The sequence below is a fragment of the Kribbella endophytica genome, assembly GCF_054781295.1.
Genome location: NZ_BAAGUR010000002.1, coordinates 842,517 through 867,537, shown reverse-complemented (window position 1 = coordinate 867,537; position 25,021 = coordinate 842,517). Strand labels below are relative to the sequence as shown.

General features: G+C 69.7%; 27 protein-coding genes. 18 read left to right on the top strand and 9 right to left on the bottom strand.

Annotation, left to right across the window (positions count from 1 at the left end):
* The first annotated feature begins 31 nt into the window (after positions 1 to 31).
* From ACYVIO_RS22515 to ACYVIO_RS22505, 3 genes are read left to right on the top strand one after another with little or no spacing between them, the layout of a single operon-like run.
* Entirely contained in the window at positions 32 to 1,255 is a 1,224-nt protein-coding gene (locus tag ACYVIO_RS22515; RefSeq protein WP_460652832.1) for a cytochrome P450, read from the top strand.
* A 58-nt stretch (positions 1,256 to 1,313) separates the two neighbouring features.
* Positions 1,314 to 2,525 carry a cytochrome P450 gene (locus tag ACYVIO_RS22510; protein ID WP_460652831.1) on the top strand — a complete coding sequence of 404 codons (1,212 nt, stop codon included), beginning with the start codon at positions 1,314 to 1,316 and terminating at the stop codon, positions 2,523 to 2,525.
* 31 nt (positions 2,526 to 2,556) lie between these two features.
* Complete coding sequence (locus ACYVIO_RS22505; RefSeq protein WP_460652830.1) at positions 2,557 to 2,751, top strand: ferredoxin; 195 nt, start codon at positions 2,557 to 2,559, stop codon at positions 2,749 to 2,751.
* Between the two features lie 27 nt (positions 2,752 to 2,778).
* On the opposite strand, the gene ACYVIO_RS22500 is transcribed toward ACYVIO_RS22505, so the two are convergent.
* The gene (locus tag ACYVIO_RS22500; protein WP_460652829.1) at positions 2,779 to 3,525 is read right to left on the bottom strand and encodes a class I SAM-dependent methyltransferase; all 747 of its coding nucleotides are present in this window, start codon (positions 3,523 to 3,525) and stop codon (positions 2,779 to 2,781) included.
* A gap of 687 nt (positions 3,526 to 4,212) precedes the next feature.
* Here ACYVIO_RS22500 and ACYVIO_RS22495 point away from each other — a divergent pair.
* Genes ACYVIO_RS22495 through ACYVIO_RS22485 form a run of 3 tightly spaced genes read left to right on the top strand, consistent with a single transcriptional unit; the run spans position 4,213 to position 6,490 of the window.
* Positions 4,213 to 4,602, top strand: a complete 390-nt coding sequence (locus ACYVIO_RS22495) for a hypothetical protein (protein WP_460652828.1) — start codon at positions 4,213 to 4,215, stop codon at positions 4,600 to 4,602.
* A 17-nt stretch (positions 4,603 to 4,619) separates the two neighbouring features.
* Positions 4,620 to 5,861, top strand: a complete 1,242-nt coding sequence (locus tag ACYVIO_RS22490; RefSeq protein ID WP_460652827.1) for a sensor histidine kinase — start codon at positions 4,620 to 4,622, stop codon at positions 5,859 to 5,861.
* On the top strand, positions 5,858 to 6,490 hold the full coding sequence (locus ACYVIO_RS22485) for a response regulator (RefSeq protein WP_460652826.1): 633 nt from the start codon (positions 5,858 to 5,860) through the stop codon (positions 6,488 to 6,490). Before ACYVIO_RS22490 ends, ACYVIO_RS22485 begins: the two co-directional genes overlap by 4 nt.
* Before the next feature lie 132 nt (positions 6,491 to 6,622).
* On the opposite strand, the gene ACYVIO_RS22480 is transcribed toward ACYVIO_RS22485, so the two are convergent.
* Both ACYVIO_RS22480 and ACYVIO_RS22475 read right to left on the bottom strand, forming a co-directional pair.
* Entirely contained in the window at positions 6,623 to 7,096 is a 474-nt protein-coding gene (locus ACYVIO_RS22480; RefSeq protein WP_460652825.1) for an SAV_6107 family HEPN domain-containing protein, read from the bottom strand.
* A gap of 131 nt (positions 7,097 to 7,227) precedes the next feature.
* Positions 7,228 to 7,587: a DUF6504 family protein gene (locus ACYVIO_RS22475; RefSeq protein WP_344169467.1), complete on the bottom strand. Its 360-nt coding sequence runs from the start codon at positions 7,585 to 7,587 to the stop codon at positions 7,228 to 7,230.
* Between the two features lie 349 nt (positions 7,588 to 7,936).
* Here ACYVIO_RS22475 and ACYVIO_RS22470 point away from each other — a divergent pair, with 349 nt between their 5' ends.
* Genes ACYVIO_RS22470 through ACYVIO_RS22460 form a run of 3 tightly spaced genes read left to right on the top strand, consistent with a single transcriptional unit; the run spans position 7,937 to position 10,061 of the window.
* Complete coding sequence (locus ACYVIO_RS22470; protein ID WP_460652824.1) at positions 7,937 to 8,518, top strand: DM13 domain-containing protein; 582 nt, start codon at positions 7,937 to 7,939, stop codon at positions 8,516 to 8,518.
* A gap of 36 nt (positions 8,519 to 8,554) precedes the next feature.
* Positions 8,555 to 9,580, top strand: coding sequence for a DUF4037 domain-containing protein (locus tag ACYVIO_RS22465; RefSeq protein WP_460652823.1), 1,026 nt, complete (start codon positions 8,555 to 8,557; stop codon positions 9,578 to 9,580).
* Positions 9,581 to 9,590: 10 nt separating this feature from the next.
* The gene (locus tag ACYVIO_RS22460; RefSeq protein ID WP_460652822.1) at positions 9,591 to 10,061 is read left to right on the top strand and encodes a YbaK/EbsC family protein; all 471 of its coding nucleotides are present in this window, start codon (positions 9,591 to 9,593) and stop codon (positions 10,059 to 10,061) included.
* 153 nt (positions 10,062 to 10,214) lie between these two features.
* On the opposite strand, the gene ACYVIO_RS22455 is transcribed toward ACYVIO_RS22460, so the two are convergent.
* Together ACYVIO_RS22455 and ACYVIO_RS22450 are read right to left on the bottom strand one after the other, a co-directional pair.
* A complete protein-coding gene (locus ACYVIO_RS22455; protein WP_460652821.1) occupies positions 10,215 to 10,961 on the bottom strand; it encodes a hypothetical protein in 747 nt (248 codons plus the stop codon).
* 26 nt (positions 10,962 to 10,987) lie between these two features.
* Positions 10,988 to 12,901, bottom strand: a complete 1,914-nt coding sequence (locus ACYVIO_RS22450) for an N-acetylmuramoyl-L-alanine amidase (protein ID WP_460652820.1) — start codon at positions 12,899 to 12,901, stop codon at positions 10,988 to 10,990.
* A gap of 147 nt (positions 12,902 to 13,048) precedes the next feature.
* On the opposite strand from ACYVIO_RS22450, the gene ACYVIO_RS22445 reads away from it, so the two are divergent.
* From ACYVIO_RS22445 to ACYVIO_RS22430, 4 genes are all read left to right on the top strand, one after another.
* Positions 13,049 to 13,660, top strand: a complete 612-nt coding sequence (locus ACYVIO_RS22445) for a DUF4126 domain-containing protein (protein ID WP_460652819.1) — start codon at positions 13,049 to 13,051, stop codon at positions 13,658 to 13,660.
* A complete protein-coding gene (locus ACYVIO_RS22440; protein ID WP_460652818.1) occupies positions 13,660 to 14,967 on the top strand; it encodes a phytoene desaturase family protein in 1,308 nt (435 codons plus the stop codon). Before ACYVIO_RS22445 ends, ACYVIO_RS22440 begins: the two co-directional genes overlap by 1 nt.
* A 108-nt stretch (positions 14,968 to 15,075) precedes the next feature.
* Entirely contained in the window at positions 15,076 to 17,295 is a 2,220-nt protein-coding gene (locus ACYVIO_RS22435) for a HelD family protein (protein WP_460652817.1), read from the top strand.
* 19 nt (positions 17,296 to 17,314) lie between these two features.
* A complete protein-coding gene (locus tag ACYVIO_RS22430; protein ID WP_460652816.1) occupies positions 17,315 to 18,754 on the top strand; it encodes an alpha/beta hydrolase in 1,440 nt (479 codons plus the stop codon).
* Here ACYVIO_RS22430 and ACYVIO_RS22425 read toward each other — a convergent pair whose 3' ends face one another.
* A complete protein-coding gene (locus tag ACYVIO_RS22425) occupies positions 18,755 to 19,174 on the bottom strand; it encodes a DUF1761 domain-containing protein (RefSeq protein WP_460652815.1) in 420 nt (139 codons plus the stop codon).
* A gap of 52 nt (positions 19,175 to 19,226) precedes the next feature.
* Between ACYVIO_RS22425 and ACYVIO_RS22420 the strand changes: the two genes are divergently transcribed.
* Both ACYVIO_RS22420 and ACYVIO_RS22415 read left to right on the top strand, forming a co-directional pair.
* Positions 19,227 to 19,865, top strand: a complete 639-nt coding sequence (locus ACYVIO_RS22420) for a winged helix-turn-helix transcriptional regulator (protein ID WP_460652814.1) — start codon at positions 19,227 to 19,229, stop codon at positions 19,863 to 19,865.
* A gap of 29 nt (positions 19,866 to 19,894) precedes the next feature.
* Positions 19,895 to 20,782, top strand: a complete 888-nt coding sequence (locus ACYVIO_RS22415; protein ID WP_460652813.1) for an aminoglycoside phosphotransferase family protein — start codon at positions 19,895 to 19,897, stop codon at positions 20,780 to 20,782.
* Here ACYVIO_RS22415 and ACYVIO_RS22410 read toward each other — a convergent pair whose 3' ends face one another.
* Positions 20,783 to 21,313, bottom strand: coding sequence for a SixA phosphatase family protein (locus tag ACYVIO_RS22410; RefSeq protein WP_460652812.1), 531 nt, complete (start codon positions 21,311 to 21,313; stop codon positions 20,783 to 20,785).
* Positions 21,314 to 21,345: 32 nt separating this feature from the next.
* On the bottom strand, positions 21,346 to 22,260 hold the full coding sequence (gene metF / locus ACYVIO_RS22405) for a methylenetetrahydrofolate reductase [NAD(P)H] (RefSeq protein ID WP_460652811.1): 915 nt from the start codon (positions 22,258 to 22,260) through the stop codon (positions 21,346 to 21,348).
* Between the two features lie 54 nt (positions 22,261 to 22,314).
* Between metF and ACYVIO_RS22400 the strand changes: the two genes are divergently transcribed.
* The gene (locus tag ACYVIO_RS22400) at positions 22,315 to 23,385 is read left to right on the top strand and encodes a polyprenyl synthetase family protein (protein ID WP_460652810.1); all 1,071 of its coding nucleotides are present in this window, start codon (positions 22,315 to 22,317) and stop codon (positions 23,383 to 23,385) included.
* A gap of 3 nt (positions 23,386 to 23,388) precedes the next feature.
* Here ACYVIO_RS22400 and ACYVIO_RS22395 read toward each other — a convergent pair whose 3' ends face one another.
* Positions 23,389 to 23,808: a helix-turn-helix domain-containing protein gene (locus tag ACYVIO_RS22395; protein WP_460652809.1), complete on the bottom strand. Its 420-nt coding sequence runs from the start codon at positions 23,806 to 23,808 to the stop codon at positions 23,389 to 23,391.
* A gap of 61 nt (positions 23,809 to 23,869) precedes the next feature.
* Here ACYVIO_RS22395 and ACYVIO_RS22390 point away from each other — a divergent pair, with 61 nt between their 5' ends.
* Positions 23,870 to 24,682, top strand: coding sequence for an alpha/beta fold hydrolase (locus ACYVIO_RS22390; RefSeq protein ID WP_460652808.1), 813 nt, complete (start codon positions 23,870 to 23,872; stop codon positions 24,680 to 24,682).
* On the top strand, positions 24,679 to 25,017 hold the full coding sequence (locus ACYVIO_RS22385; RefSeq protein ID WP_460652807.1) for a DUF4180 domain-containing protein: 339 nt from the start codon (positions 24,679 to 24,681) through the stop codon (positions 25,015 to 25,017). Before ACYVIO_RS22390 ends, ACYVIO_RS22385 begins: the two co-directional genes overlap by 4 nt.
* Positions 25,018 to 25,021: the final 4 nt, after the last annotated feature.

Below are 25,021 nucleotides of genomic sequence, written 5' to 3'. Positions count from 1 at the left end.
TGGACCTCGACGCCGACCCGAAGGGAACCCGATGCAGCAGCTCGACGCGACGCAGCTCGACCACGGCCCGACCTATCCGATGCCCAAGGCAAGTGGTTGCCCCTTCGACCCACCGCCGGAGCTGAAGACCCTGCAGGCCGCGGAGCCGCTGTCCAAGGTGACGCTGTGGGACGGCAGCACGTCGTGGCTGGTCACGCACTTCGCCCACCAGCGCACGCTGCTCGCCGACGACCGGATCAGCGCCGATCGGACCAAGGACGGCTTCCCGATCCTGCAGCCGAACACGCCGAGGACCGGCAGCCCGGTCGGCTTCATCTCGATGGACGACCCCGAGCACTCCCGGCTGCGGCGGATGGTGACCGCGCCGTTCATGATCAAGCGCGTCCGCGCGATGGAACCCGGCGTACCGCAGATTGTCGACAACCTGATCGACCAGCTGCTCGCCGGCCCGCAACCCGCCGACCTGGTCGAGGCGTTCGCGCTGCCGGTGCCGTCGCTGGTGATCTGCCAGCTGCTCGGCGTCCCGTACGACGACCACGACTTCTTCCAGGTCAACAGCAAGGCCCTGATCCGGATCGAGACGCCGCTGGAAGAACGAATGGCCGCGCGCGAGCGGCTCACGTCGTACCTGGACGACCTCGTCGGCCGGAAGATGCGCGAACCGGGCGACGACGTACTGACCGAACTGGCCGCGCGCGTGACGGCCGGCGAACTGACCCGCGAGGAGGCCGCCGGGATCGGCGTCCTCCTGCTGGTCGCCGGGCACGAGACCACCGCGAACATGATTGCCCTCGGCACCCTTGTCCTACTCGAGCACCCGGACCAGCTCGCCGTGCTGCGCGACTCCGACGACCCGGCGGTGGTCAACAGCGCGGTCGAGGAGTTGCTGCGCTATCTCAACATCACCCACCGCGGACTGACGCGCGTGGCGCTGGCCGACATCGAGATCGCCGGGCAGACGATCCACGCCGGCGACGGGCTGATCTTCCCCAACGACATCGCCAACCGCGATCCCGAGGTCTTCGACGACCCCGACGTGCTCGACGTACGGCGCGACGCCAAGCGGCACGTCGGGTTCGGCTTCGGCATCCACCAGTGCCTCGGGCAACCACTCGCGCGGATGGAGCTGCGGGTTGTCTACAGCACGCTGTACCGCCGCATCCCGACGCTGCGCGCCGCCGTCCGCCTCGACGAGGTCGACTTCAAGCACGACGCGATCGTGTACGGCGTGCACAAGCTTCCGGTGACCTGGTGACCTTGCCCGCCCCGGTGATGGTTCCCTCACCGGCAACCGTGACGACGACAGGAGATCGATGACGCTCGAGCAGACCGCACCCCCGGCGTACCCGATGCCCAAGGCAACTGGTTGCCCGTTCGACCCACCGCCGGAGCTGAAGTCGTTGCAGGCCGAGGAGCGGCTGGCGAAGGTGGAGATCTGGGACGGCAGTACGCCGTGGCTGGTCACCCGGTTCGCCGACCAGCGGGCGCTGCTCGGCGATCCGCGGGTCAGCGCCGACAGCACCCGGACCGGGTACCCGGACAGCATCCCGAACGTCTCGCAGGAGCGGGACAGCTTCGCGTTTATCCAGATGGACGATCCCGAGCACGCCCGGCTGCGGCGGATGGTGACCGCGCCGTTCATGATCAAACGCGTCCGCGCCATGCAGCCCGGCGTACAGCAGATTGTCGACAACCTGATCGACCAGATGCTCGCCGGACCACAACCCGCCGACCTGGTCGAAGCAATCGCACTACCGGTGCCGTCGCTGGTGATCTGCCAGCTGCTCGGCGTCCCGTACGACGACCACGACTTCTTCCAGGAGACCAGCCGGATGCTCATCCGGCTGGAGACGCCGCCGGCCGAACGCAAGGCGGCCGCCGACCAACTGATCGCGTACCTCGACGACCTGATCGGCCTGAAGCTCGCCGAGCCTGCCGACGACGTACTGACTGAGCTCGCGGACCGTGTCCGCACCGGCGAGCTCACCCGGCGCGAGGCCGCCGGCACCGGCATCCTGCTGCTGGTCGCCGGGCACGAGACCACCGCGAACATGATTGCCCTCGGCACCCTCGCACTGATGGAGCACCCTGAGCAGTTCGCCGTACTGCGCGACACCGACGACCCGAAGGTCGTCGCCCGCGCCGTCGAGGAACTGCTGCGGTACCTCAACATCACCCACCGCGGCCGCCGCCGCGTCGCCACCGAGGACTTCGAGTACGCCGGACGGCAGATCCGCGCCGGCGACGGCCTGATCTTCCCCAACGACATCGCCAACCGCGACCCCGACGCGTTCGACCAGCCTGATGTGCTCGACGTCGAACGCGACGCCCGCCGCCACGTCGCCTTCGGCTTCGGCGTCCACCAGTGCCTGGGCCAGCCCCTGGCCCGAATGGAGCTCCAGGTCGTCTACAGCACCCTCTACCGCCGCATCCCCACGCTGCGCAGAGCTGTCGACCTCGACCAAATCCCCTTCAAGCACGACGCCCAGATCTACGGCGTCTACTCCCTGCCCGTCACCTGGTAGCCCCACTCCCTCCCTGCAGCGAAGGAATCCCATGAAGGTCACCGTCGACCAGGACACATGCATCGCCTCCGGCCAGTGCGTCCTCACGACTTCCGAAGTCTTCGACCAACGCGACGACGACGGCATCGTCGTCCTGCTCACCGAAACTCCGCCCGAGTCCCTCTCCCACGACGTCCACGAAGCAGCAGCCCTCTGCCCCGCACGAGCCATCCAGGTCGCCGACTAGCCGCCCGTCGGGCCTGCTGGGGATGCGTCAGCGGGTGGCGAGGATGTGCAGTTGCGGCGACAGCGCGCGGAAGGCCGGGTGCTGGCTGGCGGCTCGTTCGAGGTCGGCCAGCGCTTCCGCGGCGCCGGCCTCGGAGTCGACGATCGCGGCGGGAACGAGGTCGGTGAAGGTACGGACACCGTGCACCGTGTGGACCATGAACCCGGCCTCGGCGAGCTGGGCGACGATGGCTGCCTCGTCGAAACGGCGCGGCATCGGGTCGGCCGGACCCCAGCGGCCGTCGGGGTCCTGGAGCGCGGTGCGGGCTTCGGTCAGGTGCCCGGCGAGAGCCCGCGCCAGGACGACCGCGTTGCGCTGGGCAACCAAGAGGCTGAGGACACCGCCTTCCCGCAGGACAGAAGCCATCGCCTGGAGGGCCTGGACCGGGTCGTCGACGACCTCGAGTACGCCGTGGCAGAGCACCGCGTCAGCCGTTGCCTTGCCGGCGACCTGCGGGAGGTCTGCCGCGTCGCCCTGCACGCCGTTGACGAGCTTGCTGACGCCCTCGTCGGAAGCACGTCGCTCGAGCGAGGCCAACGCGTCGGGGCTCGGGTCGACCACGGTCACCCGGTGTCCTTCAACAGCCAGCGGTACGGCGAACCCGCCGGTGCCGCCGCCCAGGTCCACGATGTCGAGCCCAGCGGTCGGGTCGGTCCGGGTCCGCCCGGCCAGCGCAACCCGCAGCGCCTCGGCCACCAGCGCCGTCCGCAACGTACGCCGACGTCGGTCGACCATCAGACACCCCTCCCACCACGCCCGAACTCACCTGACCACGCCGGCCAACCAACCACCGGCGCACCACTTTTACCTGCGCTCCACACCCTACTTCCCGCTCCCCACCCACCCCCGCACCGGCACCAGCCCGCCTGCTCCCGCGCTGGCACCAGGCACGGGCACCAGCCCAGTCCCCACCTACTCACTCCCCTTCTTGGCTCCCTCACCACAGAGCGCCACTGCATGACCGGCTTCCGAAGTCGACCGCAGTCGCGGGCCGGTACTTGGGCAACGGCACCCGCGCCGGCGCCGCGTATCCGACCCCACTACACCGGCGCAGACGCCAACACACGACCCGACCTCCAGGGTCCGCCGCAGTTGCGGGCCGGCTCCTGGGGATGACCTGCCCGCGCCGGCGCCGCGCGGCCGACCTCACTCCACCGGAGCAGGGGCCGACGCTCGACCGAGGACCGAGGGCGGCCGCAGTCGCGGGGCCGACTCCCGGGAACGAGCTGCCCACACGAGCCCCGCGCGGCCGACTCCACTCCACCGAAGCAGGCGCCGACGCTCGACCGAGGTCCGGGGCGGCGGCAGTTGCGGGCGGGTTGTTGGGGAACGGGACTTGGCCTGCTGACTCAGCCGATTGGTTGAGGGGGTGGGGCTGGTTGGGCGATGTGGGTTGGGTGGGGGCGTTGGGAGGCTGACGGCATGGGACGGAATGGGATGGCGCAGGGTGTTGTGGGGGCGGGAGACCTTCGGCGGGTTCAGGGGCTGGTGGGGGTGTACGCCGCGCTGAGCCTGCTGACGCTGGCGGTGATTGTGGGGTTGCGGGGTACGTCGGCGGTGACTGATGCGGTGTGGGTGCGTGGGACGGTCGTGGCGGTGACCTCGGTGGTGATGTTTCGGTTCGCGCGGAGTGCTGCCCGGGGGTCGGCGCGGGGGTTGCTGCGGTTGCGGGTGATGGCGGCGGCGATGCTGGTGGCGATCGTGGTGATTCTGGCGATTCCTGGTGATTTCCCGGGGTGGTTGAAGGTGGAGCAGGGGGTTTGTGGGGTTTTGTTGCTGGGAGTTGTCGTGATGGCCTTCAGGAAGAAGTAGCGGGCGGAGGGTGACAGATGAGTGGTACGACGCCGCGGTTGCTCTGGGCGCGGGAGCCGCGGTGGTACCCGATGGTCACCGTCGCGCCGTACGTGCTGCTCGTCCTCCTGGCCGGCTACACGGTCGCGGTCGAGTGGGGCGACTCGCGGGCGGTGGTGATCAACCTGGCGCTCTGCGGAGTGCTGGCCGCGTGGATGGTGTGGATGTTCACGCTGCACCCGGGCTGGCGGGAGCGGCCGGGGGTGATGGTCGTGTTCGTCGCCGGCGTGCTCGTGCTGATGGCGGTGCTGATTCTGCGGGCGCCCTGGTTCGGGTTCTTCTGCATCGCCGGGTACGCGTACACGTTCGCGGTGCTGCCCTGGCCTTGGCGGCTCGCGGGGGCGGCGGGGGTTGCCGTGCTGGCGGGGACGTCGCAGATGCACGGCGTACCGAAGTCGACGGCGTTCGAGCTGACGACGTACATGCTGGTGGTGGCGGTCAACGTGATCGCGATCTGCGCGGCGGCGTGGATCTTCTGGAACAGCGACGAGCACAACAAGCAGCGCAAGCTCGCGCTGGCCGAGCTCGGTGAGGCCAACCGGCGGCTGGAGGCTTCGCTCGTCGAGAACGCCGGGCTGCACGACCGCCTGATCGCGCAGGCTCGCGAGGCCGGCATGCTCGACGAACGGCAGCGGATGGCCCGCGAGATCCACGACACGCTGGCGCAGGGGCTGACCGGGATCATCACGCAACTGCAGGCGGCGGAGCAGGCCGCAGATCAGCCGGCTGGGTGGCGCCGGCATGTCGCGGCGGCGACCGGGCTGGCGCGGGAGAGTTTGTCCGAGGCGCGGCGATCGGTTCACGCGTTGCGGCCGGAGGCGCTGGAGGTCGCGCGGCTGGGCGATGCGCTCGCCACAGTGGCGGAACGGTGGTCGGCGCTGCAGGGCGTTCCGGTGCGGATGACCACGACTGGTACGCCGCGTTCGCTGTCCGCTGAGGCGGAGGCCGCGTTGCTTCGTACGGCGCAGGAGGCGCTGGCCAATGTCGCCAAGCACGCCGGCGCGAGCCGAGTTGGCGTCACGCTGTCCTATCTGGACGAACAGGTGGCGTTGGACATCCGGGACGATGGCCGAGGCTTCACCCCCGGAGCGTCTGGTGGTTTCGGACTGGTCGGGATGCGGGAGCGGGTCGAGGCTTTGGTGGGAAGCTTGCAGGTCGAGTCCGAGGCTGGGAACGGGACGGCGATCTCGGTCAGCCTCCCGACGGGAGGGCGCTCATGATCAGGCTGGTGATTGCTGACGACCATCCGGTCGTGCGGGACGGACTGAGCGGGATGTTCGCGGCGGATCCGGACTTCGAGGTGGTCGGCCAGGCGGGCGACGGGGCCGAGGCGGTGCGGCTGGCGCGGGTGCTCGCGCCGGACGTGATCCTGATGGATCTGCGGATGCCGGGCATGGACGGCGTCGCGGCGATCACCGAGCTCGGGCGGTTGGAGCTTGCGACTCGCGTCCTCGTGCTGACGACGTACGACACCGACAGCTACGTGGTGCCGGCGATCGAGGCCGGCGCGACCGGGTATCTGTTGAAGGATGCGCCGCGGGACGAGTTGGTCCGTGCCGTGCGGGCCGCGGCGCGCGGGGAATCGGTGCTGTCGCCGGCGGTGGCGCAGCGGTTGATGAGCAGAGTGCGTACGCCGGTTGTCGATGCGCTGAGCGCGCGGGAGCTGGAGGTGCTGCAGTTGGTGGCCGCTGGCAACAACAATCGTGAGGCGGCGCGGCAGCTGTTCATCAGTGAGGCGACGGTGAAGACGCATCTGCTGAACATCTACGGCAAGCTCGAGGTCAACGACCGGGCCGCCGCGGTGGCGGAGGCGTTCAATCGCGGGCTCCTCACGCCGAAGCGGTCCTGAGCTCAGACGTACTGAAGGACCCCGGTGGATTGGCGGGCCGGGGTCCTTCAGGTGGGTGGGCGGGTGATGAGGCCGCCCGGTTGGCCGGCTTGCGGCGAGAACGGGAGCTCGGCCGCAAGCCAGGTACTGGGGTCAGCTGGCCTGCATCCAGGACTGGGCCAGGACCGACTGGGGTTCGGAGTACTCGGGCAGTGCCTGCTGGGTGGTGATGTGCAAGCTCTCTTCCACCAGGCCGTAGAAGGTCTCGACCTCGCGGATCAGGTCGTCGGCCTCGCGGGTGGAGACGGCTCGCTCCAGGCCGGCCTCGGCGGCGGCGCGCTGGGAGGCGCCGGCGGCGAAGAAGCTGGCCCATTCGGCGAACTCGGGAGCGACCTCGGCGAGCAGGACCCAGGCGTTGCGCTGGACCCGGCGGCGCGGGCCCGAGCGGACCGGGCGGGCCCGGACGGCGAGGACCGCGGCGGCCAGACGCAGGGCGGCGACGTGGGCGGTCGAGTACCGGATCAGGTGGTCGCTCGTCTCGCGGGCCTCGGCCAGGGCGGCACGGGCACGGGACAGGTCGCGGGTCGCCGATCCGGCGGCGGCCGGGGAAACCGGTGAAACAGTCATCGGTTACTCACCCTTTCCACAGATCAGTGGCTGGAGCTCGGACTCGGCGCGAGGGTCCTGCGCGGAGTCCGTGAGCGGCTGGTCGTCTCGCGGGAACTGAAGGCTGGTCGTGCGCAGCAGGCGGGACAGGGTCATTGATCGGTCACCCGCTCCAGCTGCCAGCGGCCCGAGTCCGGGTCGTGGGCCAGGTCGAACATCTCGCGGCGGGCGTGGCGGCCGCAGCCCGCCTCCACCCGGTAGACCGAACGGCGCGGGCCCCAGTCGGCGTCCAGGACACCGACGGCGGCGGACGAGCCGGCCGCGACAGCGGTCGCCGTGGCACCGACACCGGAGCCGATCACCCCGCGCTCCCACCAGGCGGCGGTCTCGGTCCAGTGCGCCTGGACCGCGCAGACCATCCAGAGCCGGCCGCGCCACAGGAACTGCTCCGGAGACTCGATGCCGTCCACGACGCCGGAACGCACCTCAACGGCTTCGTCGAACTCCCACATGCTCCATCGCCTCCTGTGCGCCAACTTCCCCTGGGTAGCGGCCCGGTGGGTGGGCGCCGGGTGGGGGTCGAGGTCCACCTCGGCGCCCGGCCCACCGGGTCCGCCGGTCACCGATGCGGCCGCAACTCCGCACCGGAGCCGAGCAGTTGTGCCGATCGCCCCGCTCCGGACTCCCGACGAACCCGGGTCCGAGGCAATCGAACATCTGTTCGAACACTCACAGCGTAGCCTCGCCCGCCGACAGACGTCAACGGGCCGTAAGCCCCGGCGCGCCCCGTGCGGCGGCGCGTCCGGCCAGACTGGTGCCACCCCTCCGAAGGCACCAGATCCCCCGAGAGCGAGCGAACCGATGGCACCGAAACGCACACTGGCAGTCGTCGTCGCCGGGGCGGCAGTGATCGCCGCGGTGGCGTTGCCGCTCTTCCAGCCGTGGCGGGTGTTCACCGACACGGTCGTCGACGAGGCGCTTCCCGGCGCCTCACCGACGGCGGTCTCCACCGCCGTACCGACCACTGCTCCGTCTCTCATGCCTTCATCCTCCAAGGCGCCACCGACAATTTCCGTCGAGCGACCGAGCACGCCTGTGGTGCTGCACAAGGGGAAGCTGATCAGTCATGAACACGAGACCTCCGGAACGGTGTCGATCGTGCGGTTGCCGGACGGATCGCGCGTTCTGCGACTGGAGGACCTGGACACCTCCGACGGCCCCGATCTAGAGGTCTGGCTGAGCGACGCGAAGGTTGTCGAGGGCAAGGCCGGCTGGCACGTCTTCGACGACGGCAAGGCCAGGAGCCTCGGGCAACTGAAGGGCAACAAGGGCAGCCAGAACTACGTCATCCCCAGCGAGGTCGACCTCGAGGACTTCAGCAGCGTGTCGATCTGGTGCAACCGGTTCAACGTCTCGTTCGGTGCGGCCGAGCTGAAAACCTGATGCAGGCAAGGCGTTCCGGCCCTAGGGTCGGGACGCATGACGACCTTCATCTCGGCCCGGGAGCTCGGCCGCGGCTTCCACGACGACGTGATCCGGCCGCTGCTCGGCAGTACGCCGTACGCCGCCGGCCTGCTGGGCTGGGGATCCGACGTGCTCGGGTACGACACCGAGCGGTCGACGGATCACGGGTGGGGGCCACGGCTGCAGGTGTTCGTGGATGCCGGCGAAGTGCAGCAGGTCAAGGAGCTGGTGGAGCAGGGGCTGCCGGACGAGTACCGCGGGCATCCGGTGCGGTTCGGATGGGACACGCAGCAGCCGATCCACCACATCACCGTCACCACGGTTTCCGACTGGCTTACGGACCTGCTCGGCTTCGACGCGTCCGCTGATCTCAGTACGGCGAACTGGCTGATCACTCCGCAGCAGAAGCTCCTTGGTGTCGTCGCCGGGCCGGTGTACGCCGACGACGGGCGGCTGCAGTCGGTCCGCGACGCTCTCCAGTGGTACCCGGACGACGTCTGGCGATGGATGCTCGCCTGCCAGTGGTCACGGATCGCGCAGGAGGAACCGTTCGTCCAGCGAACGTTCGAGGTCGGGGACGAGCTCGGTTCCCGCGTGCTGATCGCCCGGCTGGCGCGGGACGTGATGCGGCTGGCGCTGTTGATGGAGCGCGTCTACGCGCCGTACTCGAAGTGGCTCGGTACGGCGTTCAACCGGCTCGGTCACGCGGACGGGCTCGACGAGCTGCTGATGCAGGCCATCAAGGCCGAGGAGCAGACGGATCGCGAACACGCGCTGGTTTCGGCGTACGAGCTGGTTGCGCGGCGGCACAACACGCTGGGGATCACCGACGAGGTCGATCCGACGGCCCGGCAGTTCCATGAGCGGCCGGCGATGGTGCTCGGCGCGGAGCGGTTCGTCGAGGCGTGCCTGGCGCAGGTGCAGGACGCAGGCCTCAAAGAGCTGCCGCTGGTCGGGTCGATCGATCAGATCTCCGACAGCACCGATCTGCTGAGCAACCCGGCGGCGTACCGGCGACTGCTGAAGATCTACGAGAAGTAAGGTCGCGAGCGTGATCACTCATCCCAATGTCCAGCGGGTCGCGGACGCGTTGGCGGCGGCCGGCGCGACCGGCGAGATCCGGATCCTCGACGAAGCCGTCCCGACCGCGGCAGCCGCGGCCGAGGAGCTCGGCTGCGCGGTCGGCGCGATCGCCAACAGCCTGATCTTCGACGGCGACGGTACGCCGGTCCTGATCCTCACCTCGGGCGCGCACCGCGTCGACACCGCCAAGCTGGCCGCCGAGCTCGGCCTGACCAAGCTCAAACGAGCCACCCCGGAGTTCGTGAAACAACACACCGGCCAGTCCATCGGCGGCGTCGCCCCCGTCGGCCACCCGGCGCCCGTCCGCACCCTCGTAGACACCGCCCTCGACCAGTACGCCGAGGTTTGGGCCGCCGGTGGTATCCCCCACTCCATCTTCCCCACCACGTACGCCGAACTGCTCACGCTGACCAACGGCACCCCGGTCGTCGTCAACTAGCGTGGGACATCGCGGGTAACACGTCCGATCCCGCGCGGGCGCTGGGCAACCTGTTGGAGCGTGATCGGCGGTTCACCGAGCGGGTGGGGGCCGAGGTGGAAGCCCTGCAGTTGAACGGGATTCGGGTCGGGGTCGGGCTGTCTGAGGACGACCTCACTGCGCAAGTTGCGCGACGGTGGGGATTGTTGTTCTGAGGTACGTGCGGGTGAGGTCGGCTCGGTGGAGGCGCCAGCTCAGGGAGCGGTCGGCTGCGCCGCCGTAGCGGCGGTGGTGGATGTCGGCTACTACTGCGGCGGGGGCGCCGAGGGCCGGCAGGTGGGCGAGGGCGGCCTGCTTGGTGATCAGGGTGCCGGTGCGGAGGGTGGTTTCGGCGCGGGCGAGGGTGAGCATCGCCAAATCGATCCAGATGTCGCGGAGCCAGGGGGCGCGTTTTCGCGTGACCGGTTGCCAGAAGGTCAACAGGTCGGCGCGGATGAAGTCCGCGAGCTCCGCGTCGGTGGTTGCCTGGAGCAACGATGAGGGTGGTGGGCCGAGCAGCGAGCGGTCGCTGAGGGCTAGTTCGCGGCGGGTCACGGGGGTGACCGGGCGGGTCATGTAGTGCGCCTGGGCGAACGTCGGGTGGCGGAGCGTGGGGTCGGCCAGGGAGTCTGCGGCGACGTAGGTGCAGTGCAGCCGGCGGCCCAGCGACGAGGTCAAAGGCTGGTGGATCGCCTTGATGGCCGCGGGGTCGGGTTGGCCCGCGACGACGCAGACCAGGTCGACGTCGCTGCGGGACGGCACGAAGTCGCCGAGGGCGAGCGAGCCATGGACCCAGATCGCCTGGGCCGGCATCGAGGCAGCGGACGCGACGAAGCCGTCCAGCAGTTGCTGAACGGCTTCGTCGCTCACGTGGTCGGTCACACAGTCAGTCTCGCACTGTCAGGCGGTCAGATCGCCGGGCGCAGGTCCACGTCGGCGGCCCGGACGTACGCCATCCGGTGGCCGAACCAGATCTGGTAGTACCGGTCCTTGCCGAGCACCTGCACGTGATCGGTCGGCGGCTGCCCGTCGAAGGTGGTGGCCCGGTAGTAGTCGGTCTCGATGTTCGCGTCGCCGACCGGGTAGGCCTGGCCCGCGAGGATCGAGTACTGCAGCGGCGTGACGGTCTGGTACGGAATGCCCGTCGGGTACGCCGCCTGCTCCGGGTACGCGCGACCGTAGACCGGCACCGAGGTCTTGCCCGCCTTCGGCTTCACCACGAGCCCCGGCTTGGCGAACGCGTCAGGAGCGGACGCCGGGCTTTTGAACCAGGCCAGCGCGCCCAGGTACCAAACAGCCACCCAGTCCCCCGACCGCTGCGCCACGACGTACTGCGAACCAGCCGCCGCCCGCGCACCGATGTCGGAGACCTGCGTCGTCGAGGCCGACGAGCCCGGGCGCAGCCCGAGGTCCTTGACCAGCGGCGCCGCGTCGTCCGGCGCCTGGCGCAGGTAGACGAAGTTCGTGCCCTGCGGCGCGCACGCCGTACCGGCCGTCACGCAGTCGGTCACGACCTGCACGTTCGAAGCGAAACCGGGCTTGATCGTCACGATCGAACCAGCACGAACCGGGAAGATCTTGTGCCCGTAGATCGGCGCCCCGAGCAGGTCGAAGTAGTGCTCCCAGTCCCAGTACGGTCCCGGATCCCAGTGCATCCCCGCGACGGTCGACGGAATCGTCCCCGGCACCTGGTCGTGGCCGATGATGTGCGCCCGGTCCAACGGGATGTTGTTCTTCTTGGCCAGGTACTTCACGAGCCGCGCCGAGTTCCGGTAGAGCGCCTCGGTGTACCAGGTCGCACCTTGGGCGGCGAAGCCCTCGTGCTCGATCCCGATGCTGTGCATGTTCACGTACCAGTTGCCGGCGTGCCAGGCGACGTCGTCGGCCTTCACGTGCTGCCAGGTGTGCCCGTCCGACGAGCGCATCGTGTACTGCCAGCTCACGTACGTCGGGTCCTGCACCAGGTTCAGCGTGCCCTGCCAGCCGCCCTCGGTGTCGTGGATGACGATGTAGTCGATCTTGCCGGTCTTCGGCCGGTTGGCCAGGTCGTGGTTGCCGTAGTCACCCGGCGTCGCACCGGTCGACTCGTACGGCGCCGGCAGCGACTCGCAGGCCAGTCCGGCCGGGCACTCGACGTCAGAGCCGCCCTTCGAACCAGCAGCCAGCTTCAGCCGCGACACCTGACCCCGCTCAGGCGACACCGCGACAGCCGGCATCGACACCTGCTGCCCGACGTTCGTCGTACGGGACGCACCGCGGGCCAGGATCGCGTAGACGTCGTCGGCGAAGCCGGCAGCGCCCACCCGGTCCGGGGCCCCGGAGTAGGACGCCACAGCCCCGTACCAAGAGGCCGGTGAGGTCTCAGCACCGACAGGCAGCCCCAGCGACTTCTGGTACGACGCCAGTACCGCAGCACCGCCCGCCACGTTGGCCGCGGAGTCGTTGCGCAGTGCGACCGGGTCCAGCCCGGTCAGGTCGGATGCCTCGTACAGAGTGCGCAGCGAGTCGCCCTTGGCGAGCTTCTGCCCGGCCGAGCGCTCCACCAGCGCACTGGGGTCGGCAGCGGTCAGGTGCATCGGCCCGTAGCCGCCCGACGTGCTCGACTTGCCCTGGTGGTCGTCCCAGCGGGTCTCCGCGTACGACACGGCCAGCAGGACGGACTCCGGTACGCCGTACTGCTGCGCGGCGGACTGGAACGCGGCCGCCAGGCCCGGCGCCGGCGTGGACGCCTCGGCCGGCGGCCCGCTCGACGACACGCCGATCGCGGCTATGGGCAGCGCCAACGCGGCCAGGGCGGCGAGAATCTTCGGACGACGACGCATGTTCGTTCTCCCTGATCTGGAGTGTGTGGCGGTCACGCAGACCGGCAGCCTGTTCACTCTGGGTCGAGGCGGAGCGGATGTCAACGGTTAACCAAAACTCGCGGCACGAGGTTCGTTACTGACCGCGATCGAGTTCGGAGCAACAGTATGGAAGCGCTGCCGTTGGCCTTCACGTCGGGCTGGGCGAGCGGGATCAACGCCTACGCCTGCGTGCTCGTCCTCGGGCTGCTCGGCCGCTTCGCCGACGTCGACGACGTCCCGACCGCGCTGACCTCCAACGGCGTGCTGATCGCGGCCGGCGTGCTGTTCCTGGTCGAGTTCGTCACCGACAAGATCCCGTACGTCGACTCCGCCTGGGACGCCATCTCGACGGTCATCCGGCCCACGGTCGGCGCGATCATCGCGGCCCTGATGGCCGGCCAGGCGAGCAGCCTGGAGCAGGCGTTCATCGCCACCACCGGCGGTGTCGTCGCACTGGTTTCGCACCTGGTGAAGTCGAGCCTGAGGCTGGCGATCAACACCTCGCCCGAACCCGTCACCAACATCGCCGCCTCCTCCGGCGAGGACGTCGCCGTGCTCGGCGTGGTCTCGCTGGCGGCCTTCCACCCGACCGCCGCGCTGATCATCGCGGCGGTGCTGCTGGTGATCGGCCTGATCGGCGTCTACCTCGCTCTGCGCGCGATCCGGCGCGGCCTCGTCAGGTTCCGGGCCTGGCGGGAACGACGAAGCAATCCAGCGACTGGGAGCACCACCCTCTGATGTCCCGCGTGATCGTCATCGGGGCCGGCCTCGCCGGTCTCGCCACTGCTGTCCGCCTGGCCAAGCTCGGCCACCAGGTCACCGTCTGCGAGGCCGAGGACCGTCTCGGCGGCGCCCTCGGCCGGGTCGAGGCCGACGGCTTCAGCTGGGACGCCGGAGCAGCCAGTACGACGCTGCCGGCCGCCCTGCGCGACCTGTTCCGCAAGTCCGGCCGCCCGATCGAGAGCCTGGTCCAGCTCGACCCGGTCACCACACCGCGCCGGCACCTGTTCGGCGACGGCTCGGTGCTGGACCTCCCGGTCGGCGACCGCGCGGCCCAGCTGGAGACCTGGACCGACCTGGCCGGTGAGAAGACCGCCGAGGCCTGGACCGGCCTGGTCGACTCGTACGGCGAGACCTGGCAGATCCTCCGCAAGACCTCGCTCGAGCCACCGCTGATGGACCGGCTCCCGCTGCCCGCTATCCGCGGGCTGAAGCCGTGGCAGTCGCTGGACCGCGTCGCAGACCGTCACCTGGACGACGACCGGGCGCGCGCCGTACTGCGGTACTACGCGACACAGCACGGGTCGGAGGCCCGGCTCACTCCCGGGTACGTCGGGGTCTGGTCGTACCTGGAGCGCACGTTCGGGCGCTGGACCGTGGCTGGTGGTTTCGCCGCTGTGGCCGACGCCTTGGCGCAGCGGGCGGTCGAGCGGAAGATCGACGTCCGGACCAAGGCTGAGGTCGCCGCAGTGACCAGCAAGGACGGTGTGGTCACCGGAGTCAGGCTGGCCGACGGGACCGAGCTGACGGCCGAGGTGGTGGTCAGCGACATCGACCCGCGAGTCCTCTACACCCAGCTGGTCAGCGACCCGGCTGCCAAGAAGGTGCGCAAGCAGGTCGAGCGCACTCACCAGGCGCAGGCGGCGTACGTCGTACACCTCGGTCTGCAGGGGCCTGTGCCGGAGCTGCCGTTCGAGACGGTCCTGCACGGTACGCCGACGGTCACAGTCCGCACCGGCGGTACGGCGCCCGCCGGGCACACCGCCTGGTCGGTGCTGGTCCACGGCTACCCCACCGACGACGTGGTCGACCTGCTGGTCGCCCGCGGGCTGCACATCCGGGACAAGGTGGTCAGCCGCCAGACGTCGGCCTCCTGGGCGACCGGTGTGGCCTGGGAGGGCTACAAGACCGCCGCCCGCCGTGCGGCCAACGTGTCGCCGGTCAAGGGCCTGTACTGCGTGGGCGCGGGCGCTCATCCAGGCGGCGGCGTACCGGCGACGACCCTCGGCGCGGCGATCGTCGCCGACGCCGTCGGCAAGGCGTAAGCGGCCAACCTGAGACCTCCCCTGGGGTCGCCGTCACCGGCGCACTAAGATTGATCGTTCATGTGTTCCGTGTCGGGGGAAACTGCCCCGGCAGTAGAGAGGACCCCGGTGGACCAAACCCCCACGTCACCCGATTCCGAGTCGGTCGAGAGGGCTGAACTGGAGTTCGAGCAGCAGCACGTCGACCGGGTCTACGACCGGGTCGAGGCCGCTTCCCGATCGGCGTCCCGGATCGCGGTCGAGGGTCATCAACGCGCCCAGGCGCAGAACGTCGGCCGGGTCCGCGAGGAGGAGCAGACCGGCCTGTACGAGCGCGACGTCCTCGTTTTCGCGGCGGCCCGGCGGATCGCCGAGCTGGACGCCGAGCACGAGGGCCTGGTCTTCGGCCGGCTCGACTCCGACGGCGGCGACGAGCAGCCGCCGGCCGAGCGCGCGGCCGACCTGGAGAGCCTGTACGTCGGCCGGATCGGCGTCCGCGACGCCGAGTACGAGCCGCTCGTGATCGACTGGCGGGCCCCCGCGGCCGAGCCGTTCTACCGCGCGACCTCGACCGACCGCCTCGGCGTCGTCCGGCGTCGCGTCCTGCGCAACAAGGGCGCCAAGATCATCGGCATCGAGGACGACCTGCTCGGTCCCGAGCGGGCGCCCGAGGACCTGCCGGTGATGGGTGAGGGCGCGCTGATGGCGTCGCTGTCGCGGGCCCGTGGGCACACGATGCGCGACATCGTGGCCACCATCCAGGCCGAGCAGGACCAGGCGATCCGGGCCCCTGCCCGCGGCGTCACCGTGATCGGCGGTGGTCCGGGGACGGGCAAGACCGTCGTCGCGCTGCACCGCGCGGCGTACCTGCTGTACTCCGACCGGCGCCGCTTCGAGCGCGGCGGCGTGCTCGTGGTCGGGCCGTCGTCCGCGTTCATGGCCTACATCGAGCGCGTCCTGCCGAGCCTCGGCGAGAACACGGTCTCCCTCCGCGCGGTCGGCGAGCTCGTCGACGGCGTTCGCGCGACGGCGATCGACGAGGCCGACGTCGCGGCGATCAAGGGCTCGTTGCGGATGACCGGTCTGCTGTCCCGCGCGGCCCGCGACCGGGTTCCGAGCGCGCCGACCACGCTGCGGGTCTTCGTCGGCGGCGGCAACGTCGAGCTGGACGCGAACCAGTTGGACAACGTACGCCGGAACGCTCTTCGCCGTACGCCGCGCAACCGCGCCGCGGCCGAGGCCCGCAAGGGACTCGTCGCGGCGTTGTGGAGCCGCTTCCCCGAAGACTTGCGCAACGGGGTCTACGCCGATCGCGAGTCGTTCGGCGACCAGGTCACCGACCTCCCGGCGTACCGGACCTTCTTCGCGGCCTGGTGGCCGGTGCTGACGCCGCAGACCGTGCTGCGCTGGCTCGGCGACGCGCGGCGGCTGACCCGCTGGGCGCGGCACGACCTGACCCCGGCCGAGATCGAGACGCTCGCGGCCGGAGTCGCCGGCACGGACGAGATCACCGTCGCCGACGTCGCGCTGCTCGACGAGCTGACCCATCTGCTTGGCCGGGCGCCGATCCCCGAGGCGGGCAAGGACGAGGAGTTCGACTGGCTCGAGGGCCTGTCGGACGGCGTCAACGAGGTGCTCACCACCTCCGAGCGGCGGGCCCGCGCGGCCGCCGCGGCCGAGGCCGACGAGCCCGAGGAGTACGCGCACGTCCTCGTCGACGAGGCCCAGGACCTGTCGCCGATGCAGTGGCGGATGGTCACACGGCGCGGTCCGCAGGCGAGCTGGACGATCGTCGGCGACCCGGCGCAGAGCTCGTGGCCGGACCCGGACGAGGCCCGGACCGCGATGGAGACGATGCTGTCGCATCTGCAGCGGCACACGTTCCGGCTGTCGACCAACTACCGGAACTCGGCCGAGATCTACGCGTTCGCCGGTGAGGTGATCCGGCAACAGATCCCGGACGCCGACCTGCCGGACGCCGTACGGCGTACCGGTGTCGACCCGGAGCACCGGATCTTCGACGCCGGCAAGGTCGCCGAGGCCTCGGCCGACGCGGCCGCCGAGCTGCTCGACCTGGTCGAGGGCACGGTCGGCGTGATCGTGCCGCCGAAGCTGCGGCCGGCCGTCGACGCGGTGCTTGCCGAGCTCAACGATCCCCGGATCGCGACGCTCACACCCCTTGAATCCAAGGGACTCGAGTACGACGCGGTCGTGGTGGTGGAGCCGGACCGGATCGTCAGCGATACTCTCGGGGGCGTCCGCGCGTTGTACGTCGTCCTGACCCGTGCCACCCAGCGGATGATCACCATCAACAGCACGACTCATTGGCTGCCCGCCCGCGCCTCCTGACAGGAAGGTAGTTGGGCGCTTGAAGAACGGCCTCGTACGAGGAGTGGCGTTCCTTGCCACGCTGGGATCTTTGGCAGTTCTGGTCGCCGGGCAGTCCGGCCCGGCGACCGCGACGACGCTGAAGTGGGGTGCCTGTCCGGACGGGGTTCCGCGACAGGTTGCCTGCAGCAAGCTTCGGGTGCCGTTGGACTACGCCAAACCCGACGGGCGACAGATCACGCTGACGCTGTCGGCGATCGGCAGTCTGAGTGCTTCGCACTTCATGCTGGTGAACCCCGGTGGTCCGGGGGCATCCGGGTTGGGCACCGAGCAACTGGTGTCCGCGGCGCTGCCGGAGGCCGTGGCCGAGCAGTACGCCGTGTTCAGCTTCGACCCGCGCGGTGTCGGCCTGAGCAGCCCGGTCGACTGCGGCGACCTGTCGGACCTGACTCCGCATCCCGCACTCCCCTACCGGCCGGCCAACGACGCCCAGGAACAGCAGCGGATCTCGCTGGCCCAGCGGGTCGCCGCGCGCTGCGGCGCCAAGGCCAAGGACCTGCTCCCCCACATCACCACCGAGAACGCCGCCCGCGACATGGACCGGATTCGGATCGCGCTGGGCCGGGAGAAGCTCGACTACCTCGGCTATTCGTACGGGACGAAGCTCGGCGCGACGTACGCGACGCTCTTCCCGCAGCACACCGGGCGGATGATCCTCGACAGCGTCGTCGACCCGATGGTCAGCACCTACCGCACGGCGTACGAGCAGAACCCGGCGCTCCAGAAGCGCGCGCAGGCGCTGTTCACCTGGACGGCGGCGCGGGACAAGACGTACCACCTGGGCAAGACGCGGCTCGCTGTCGCGTCTGTGTACGACCAGGTGCACCGCGCGCTGGCGGCGAAGCCTGCCGGCGGTCGGGCGGGTGGCGCGGAGCTGGACGACCTGCTCGCGTCGAGCATGTACATCGACGACTCGTGGGACGGCCTGATGCAGGCGATCGCCGACTACCGCAAGGGCAACCCCGACACCCTGCTCGCCGCGACCGACCAACTGGCCTCGCAGTCGGTCGACTCCGGTCAGCTCGCCTACAACTGCATGGACACCGGCTGGCCCCGCAACTGGCGCAAGTGGCACAACGACACCGCCGCATCGAACGCGAGCGCACCACTCTTCGCCTGGCTCAACACCTGGTACGGCGCCCCCTGCGCCTTCTGGCCGGTCGGCCCGGCCCGCGAGGTACGGATCGGGTCGGTCGAGGTCCCGCCCATCCTGCTCCTCCAGGGCAAGACCGACGCCGCCACACCAGCAATCGGCGCCCTCCGCATGCGCCAGGCCCTGAAGGGCTCACGCCTCCTCGTAGACGGCGGCGGCAACCACGCGTCGTACCTCTTCGAGAAAAACCCCTGCATCGACAAACGCGCCGAGCAGTACTTGCTGACGGGCGAACTCCCGTCAGACGGCCTCTGCCCGGCGCCCTAGTTACTGCAGCAAGCCGATCGGGACGGCCATGCCCAGGAACAGCACCAGCTGATAGGCACTGTTGATCACAGTGAGCCGACCAGGCTTCTGCTCGAAGCCGTTGTGCTGGGCAAGGGTCGACAACGAGAAGCCGAGCCACGCTACGAGCCCAACCGCCAGAGCGACCCAGAAGGAGGCGGTGCCGAAGAAGCCGGACGCGATGGAACTGGCGGCGGCGAGAGCCAGTGCGGTGACGACGATCGACGCCACCAGGACCACGAACGGCCGCTTGCCGGCTCTCTCGGAATCCTCCTTGGTCACGCCGGTCAGCTTCCGCCAGATGCCGCCGGCCAGCCCCCAGTCGCTGTACCAGCCCCAGGCGACCGCCATTCCGACCACGATCGCCGCCACGACGGCCGGCCAACTGATGCTCAGCTCCACGGAATCTCCTCTGCTCGACACCGACTCCGTGCACTTGATAAAATCAAGCGTGATGGAGAAAGTCAATCAGGCCAAAGGGGCGCGTTCGTACGGCCAGTTCTGCGCCCTCGCGCGCTCGCTGGACGTCGTCGGCGACCGCTGGACGTTGCTCGTCGTGCGCGAGCTGCTGCCGGGCCCGATGCGCTACACAGAGCTGAGGACCTCGCTCGACGGCATCGCCACGAACCTCCTGTCCGCGCGACTGAAGACCATGGAGGCGAACGGGATCGTCGAGCGCCGCCTCGAGGACGCGGGCGTCGTCTACGCCCTCACGCCGTGGGGAGCGGAGTTGCGAGAGCCGATGGAAGCGCTCGGCCGGTGGGGCGCTCCGCTGCTGGCGACCGGCCAAGGCGACGACCTCTTTCAGCCGCGCTGGCTGACTTTGGCGTTACCTGCCCTCCTCCGAGGCGCGACCGCCTCTCCTCCCGTCGAGCTCGGCATCGAGACGGACGGCTTCCTCATGGCCTTGAGGGTCGACGAAGACGGCCCGAGCGCATTCGTGCCCGATCGGGTGCCGGCCTCGGTATTCACTGCTGCTCCCGACGTGGTCGTCGCTCTGGCCGCTGGAACGATCAGCATCGAGCAGGCCCTCTCCGCGGGGCAGTTCCGGGGCGACCCGAACGCACTCCGCGCCGCGTTTATTCGAAGGTGAGTCCGCTGCGCACCAACTAGGTTGGCGGTGTGAGCCTCGACATTCCCGACCAGGTCCGCAGGACGGTTGTCGCCGATGGGAACGAATCCTGGCTGGACGAGCTGCCTGGCGTGGTGGAGTCGCTGGCCCAGGAGTGGTCGCTGACGGTCGGGTCCAGCTTCGAGGGCGGTCATGCCGCCCTGGTTGTCGCGGTGACGCTGGACTACGGGACTCCGGCGGTCCTCAAGGTTGGTGTGCCAGGTCGGGACCTCAGCCAGGAGGCCACGCTGTTGCGCCTGGCCGACGGAGAGGGATGCGCCAAGCTGCTGGGCGAAGACCTGGGTCGACGAGCCCTTCTGCTGGAGCGCCTTGGGGCTCCGATGTACGACGTCGTCACCGACCCTGCAAGTCGCCACGATTTGCTGTGCGAAGCGGCGGTTCGCCTGTGGCGTCCGGTTGGTCCTGACGTTGACCTTCCCACCGGCGCGACGTTGGCTGAGCTGTACGCCGGTCGGTTGCCCGAACTCTGGGAGCAGGCAGGACGACCGTGTTCGCCGGCGACCGTGGCGGACGCGCTGGACTGCATGAATCGTCGTCGCCTCGCCCACGACGACCGGACCGCGGTGCTGGTCCACGGTGACGTCCACGAGATGAACGCTCTGCAGGCGAGCGACGGCAGCTACAAACTCATCGATCCAGCCGGGCTGCGGGCCGAGCCGGCCTGCGATCTCGGCACCATCGTCCGGTGCAACCCGGACCTCGGCGACGACCTCCACGTGCGGACCGAGCACCTGGCTTCTCGCACGGGCGTCGACGCCACCGCCATCTGGGAATGGGGAACCATCCACCGAGTCTTCAGCGGCGTCTACGCCTGCAGCATCGGCTTCCAGCCCTTCGGCAATCTCCTGCTAGCCGAAGCAGACCGCCTCACGACCTAGTCAGCCGCGCGGGATGACGTACGACACGAGGTCGCAGTCGTCTGCTGCGAGGTCTGACCAGCGGGTGGTGTGGTGGAGGACGGTCAGGCCGCTGGTGGGGTACTTCTTGGTCAGTTCGACTCGTTCGGGGCTGGTGCCGTCGAGGGCTAGTTGGTCGGCTAGCCACGGGATGCCGGGTGCGTGGCCGATCAGGATCACCGTGCGGGCTTCGGGTGACGCTTCCTGTACGACGTCCAGCAGGCCTTCGTCGTCGGCGTTGTAGATTCGGCGGTCGAACCACAGGTCCGTCGTCGTGGCGCCGGCCTGGGCGGCGTACTCCCAGGTCTCCGTGGTGCGGATCGACGGCGAGCACAGGACCAGGTCGGCTTCGATGCCCTGGGCAACCAAATACCGTCCGGCGGCGGCTGCGTCGGCGCGGCCGCGCTCGGCCAGGGGGCGATCGAGGTCGGCCATCGTCTCCGGCGGTACCGCCTTCGCGTGCCGCAGGAGCACCAGCGTGCGATCGATCAGCAGGTCACTCGGGTCAGCCATCTGCAAACCCTAGCCGCCGGGGCGCCCGTGGGTCAGACCGTGGTGCCCTTGAGATTCAGGAAGACCTGGCGGGTCGCAGTCGAGCGGTTCAGGGTGATGAAGTGGATGCCCGGCGCACCACCGGTCAGCAGTTCGTCGCACAGCTCGCTGGCGATCTCGATGCCGACAGCCCGTACGGCGGCCGGGTCGTCCTCGACGGCATGCAGCCGATCGGTGACAGCCGTCGGCAAGGCCATGCCGGTGAGCTCGGCCATCCGGTGGATCTGCTTGATGTTCGTCACCGGCATGATCCCGGGCAGGATCGGGATGTCGCAGCCCAGCGCCGAGGCACGCTCGACGAGCTTGAAGTAGTCGTCCGCGCCGAAGAACATCTGGGTGATCGCGTAGTCCGCGCCCGCCTTGGCCTTCTCGGCCAGTACACGCGCATCGAAGTCGAGATCGGCCGCTTCCGGGTGCTTGTCCGGGAACGCAGCGACACCCACGCAGAAGTCGCCGAGCGTACGAACCAGCTCGACCAGCTCGATCGCGTGGTTCATCCCCTCGGGGTGCGCGACCCACGGCTGGCGCGGGCCGCCCGGCGGGTCGCCGCGCAGGGCGAGCACGTTGCGGATCCCGGCGCCGGCGTACGCGCCGATGACCGAGCGCAGCTCGTCACGCGAGTGCGCGACCGCGGTCAGATGCCCGAGCGGGGTGAGCGAGGTGTCCTGCGCGACCCGCTCGGTGACGCGGATCGTGCCGTCGCGCGTCGTACCGCCCGCGCCGTACGTGATCGAGACGAAGGACGGGCGCAGCTTCTCGATCTCGCGGATCGAGCGCCACAGGACCTCTTCGGCCTCCGGGGTCTTCGGCGGGAAGAACTCGAACGAGAAGGACCGGTCGCCCGTCGCGAGCAGTTCGCGGATCGTCGGCGTGCTGCCGGGAAGCGTCGAGGGGTAACCGTTGGCCATCCCGCAAGCCTACCGGGGACGCGCGTCACGGGGCGCTGGACTACCCTCCGAGACGTGCATGCCGACGCAGACATCCCGACCGAGATCCAGCGCACGCTGACCGCGTTCCTGGACGTCCAGGAACAGCGGCTGGCCGAGCTCGGCCCCGAACTGGCAGAGCAGGTCCAGGCCGCGCGGGACGCGACCAGCGGCGGCAAGCGGCTGCGGCCGTCGTTCTGCTACTGGGGTTACCGGGCTGCCGGCGGCGACCCGGAGCGGCCGATCCTGTCCGCGGCGGCGAGCCTCGAGATGCTGCACGTCAGCGCGCTGGTGCACGACGACGTGATGGATTCGTCCGACACCCGCCGCGGGGCGCCGGCCGCGCACAAGCGGTTCGAGGCGCTCCAGCAGGCGCGGTCCGAGGCGAGCGGTGTCGGCGGCGATCCGGTCAGCTTCGGGATCGGCGCGGCGATCCTGCTCGGCGACCTGTGCCTGATCTGGGCCGACGAGATGCTGCACACCTCGGGCTTCGACGCGGCCGCGCTGGCTCGCGCGTCGAAGTTCTTCGACGCCGTACGGGTCGAGGTGACCGCGGGCCAGTACCTGGATCTCGTCGCGCAGGCCAGCGGTGCGTCGGATCTGGACCTGGCACTGCGAGTACTGCGGTACAAGGCGGCGACGTACACGGTCGAGCGGCCGCTGCACATCGGCGCCGCGCTCGGTGGCGCGGACCAGCACCTGATCGACTCGCTGTCGGCGTACGGACTGCCGCTGGGTGAGGCGTTCCAGCTGCGGGACGATCTGCTCGGCGTGTTCGGCGATCCGGCGGTGACGGGGAAGCCGGCTGGGGACGATCTGCGCGAGGGGAAGCGGACCGTTCTGGTTGCGCACGCGGTCGATCACGCGTCGCCGGTGCAGCTGGCGGAGTTCGAGCGGCTGTTCGGGCGGGCCGATCTGGACGACGACGAGATCCAGTTGCTGCGCGAGATCCTGCAGGACAGCCGGTCGGTGCAGGCGTGCGAGGACCTGATCAGCGAGCGTACGGCGGAGGCGATGGAAGCCCTCGACCGCTCACCGGTCCAGGACGAGACCTCCCGCAAGGCGCTGGCCGACCTCGCGATCGCGGCGACCTCGCGGCACCTCTAGGCCTCAAGAGGTGACGATCACGTCGATCAGCCGCAGTACGTCGGCGGTGATGTCCAGGTCGCCCAGGATGATGATCTTCAGGACCCCGCGCGTCTCGTCGTAGGCGAGCTCGACCCGGAGCCGGCCCATGCCCTCCTGGTTGATCGAGGCGGTGACGTACGTCGTGATCCGGTCGGCGCCCGACCGGTCGACGCCGTCGATCTGGACGATGCTCGACACCTCGGCGTGCCGGGTCGCCGAGACGGCGCCGGGCGCGACCACCGACGTACCGGTGAACGCCTCCAGGTCCTCCCGCGTGATCCGGTACTGCTTGCCGATCCGGGTCGCCTTCAGCCGGCCGTCACGCACGTAGTTCCGGATCGTCCGGACGTGCAGGCCCAGCTGCTCGGCGACCTGCTCGACCGAGTACAACTCCTGGCGCATCTGGCTTCCTTAGAATTCCCTATAGAGACCGAGATAAGGACTTATAGGGTAGTTTAGGGACATGACCTATCGATCTTCCACCGGCCAGTCCATCGTGCACGCCCGCTACCGCGCGCTGCTCGCGGACTGGCCGGTACCGAACGAGCAACGCCTGGTCGACACCCGCCAGGGCCCGACGTACGTGGTGTCGAGCGGCCCGGCGGACGCGCCGCCGCTCATCCTCCTGCACGGCTCCGCCGGTACGACGCTCGACTGGTCGAACGACGTCCCGGCGTGGAGCCGCGAGTTCCGCGTGCACGCGATCGACGGGATCAGCGAGCCCGGCCTCAGTGCGTCGCCGCGGCCGGAGATCGGTTCACCGGCGTACGCCGAATGGCTGGACGATGTACTCGACGCGCTGAAGGTCGAGGAGTTCTCGATCGCGGCGGTGTCGCTGGGTGCGTGGTTCGCGCTGGACTACGCGACGCGGCGGCCGGGGCGGGTGCGGCGGATGGCGTTGCTGGCGCCGACCGGGTTCAGCAGGCAGAAGGTGTTGCCGCTACTGCCCGCTCTGGTGCTGCGTCCTCTGGGTGAATGGGGCTTGCGCCGCGCGGTGTCGATGGTGATCGGGCCGATGCCGGAGGGGTTCCGGTGGGAGTACCTCGAGTTCGGGATGCTGGTGCAGAAGCACTTCGAGCCGCGGCGGGTTCGGCTGCCGATCTTCACCGACGAGCAGCTGGAGAAGCTCGACCTGCTGGCGATCGTCGGGAGCAAGGACAAGATGCTCGACTCGGCCGGTACGGCGCGGCGGTTGCCGGGGCGGTCGGTGGTCGTTGCCGGGGGCGGGCATTTGTTGCCGCCGCAGACCGAGCGGGTGCTGGAGTTCCTGCGATGAGCGTCTTCGTCAGTACGACGGTGCTGACGTCGGTGCAGGACGCGATCGACCTGATCGGCGACGCGTCGTACTGGCACCAGGCGTCGTGGGTCGCCGTGCGGGTCGAGGATCTGCCGGCGGGGTTCTTCGTGCTGAGCAGCGGGGTGGCCGGGGAGATCGTGCAGAAGTTCGCGCAGTACGGGATGGGGCTGGCGGTGGTCGGCGACGTTTCGTCGTACGAGGTGAGCAGTACGCCGTTCCGCGACTGGGTGCGGGAGAGCAATCGTGGGTGGCAGCTGTGGTTCGTCGCCGACGTCGAGGCGCTGGAGCAGAAGCGGCGGGAGACCGGGCGCTAGTTTG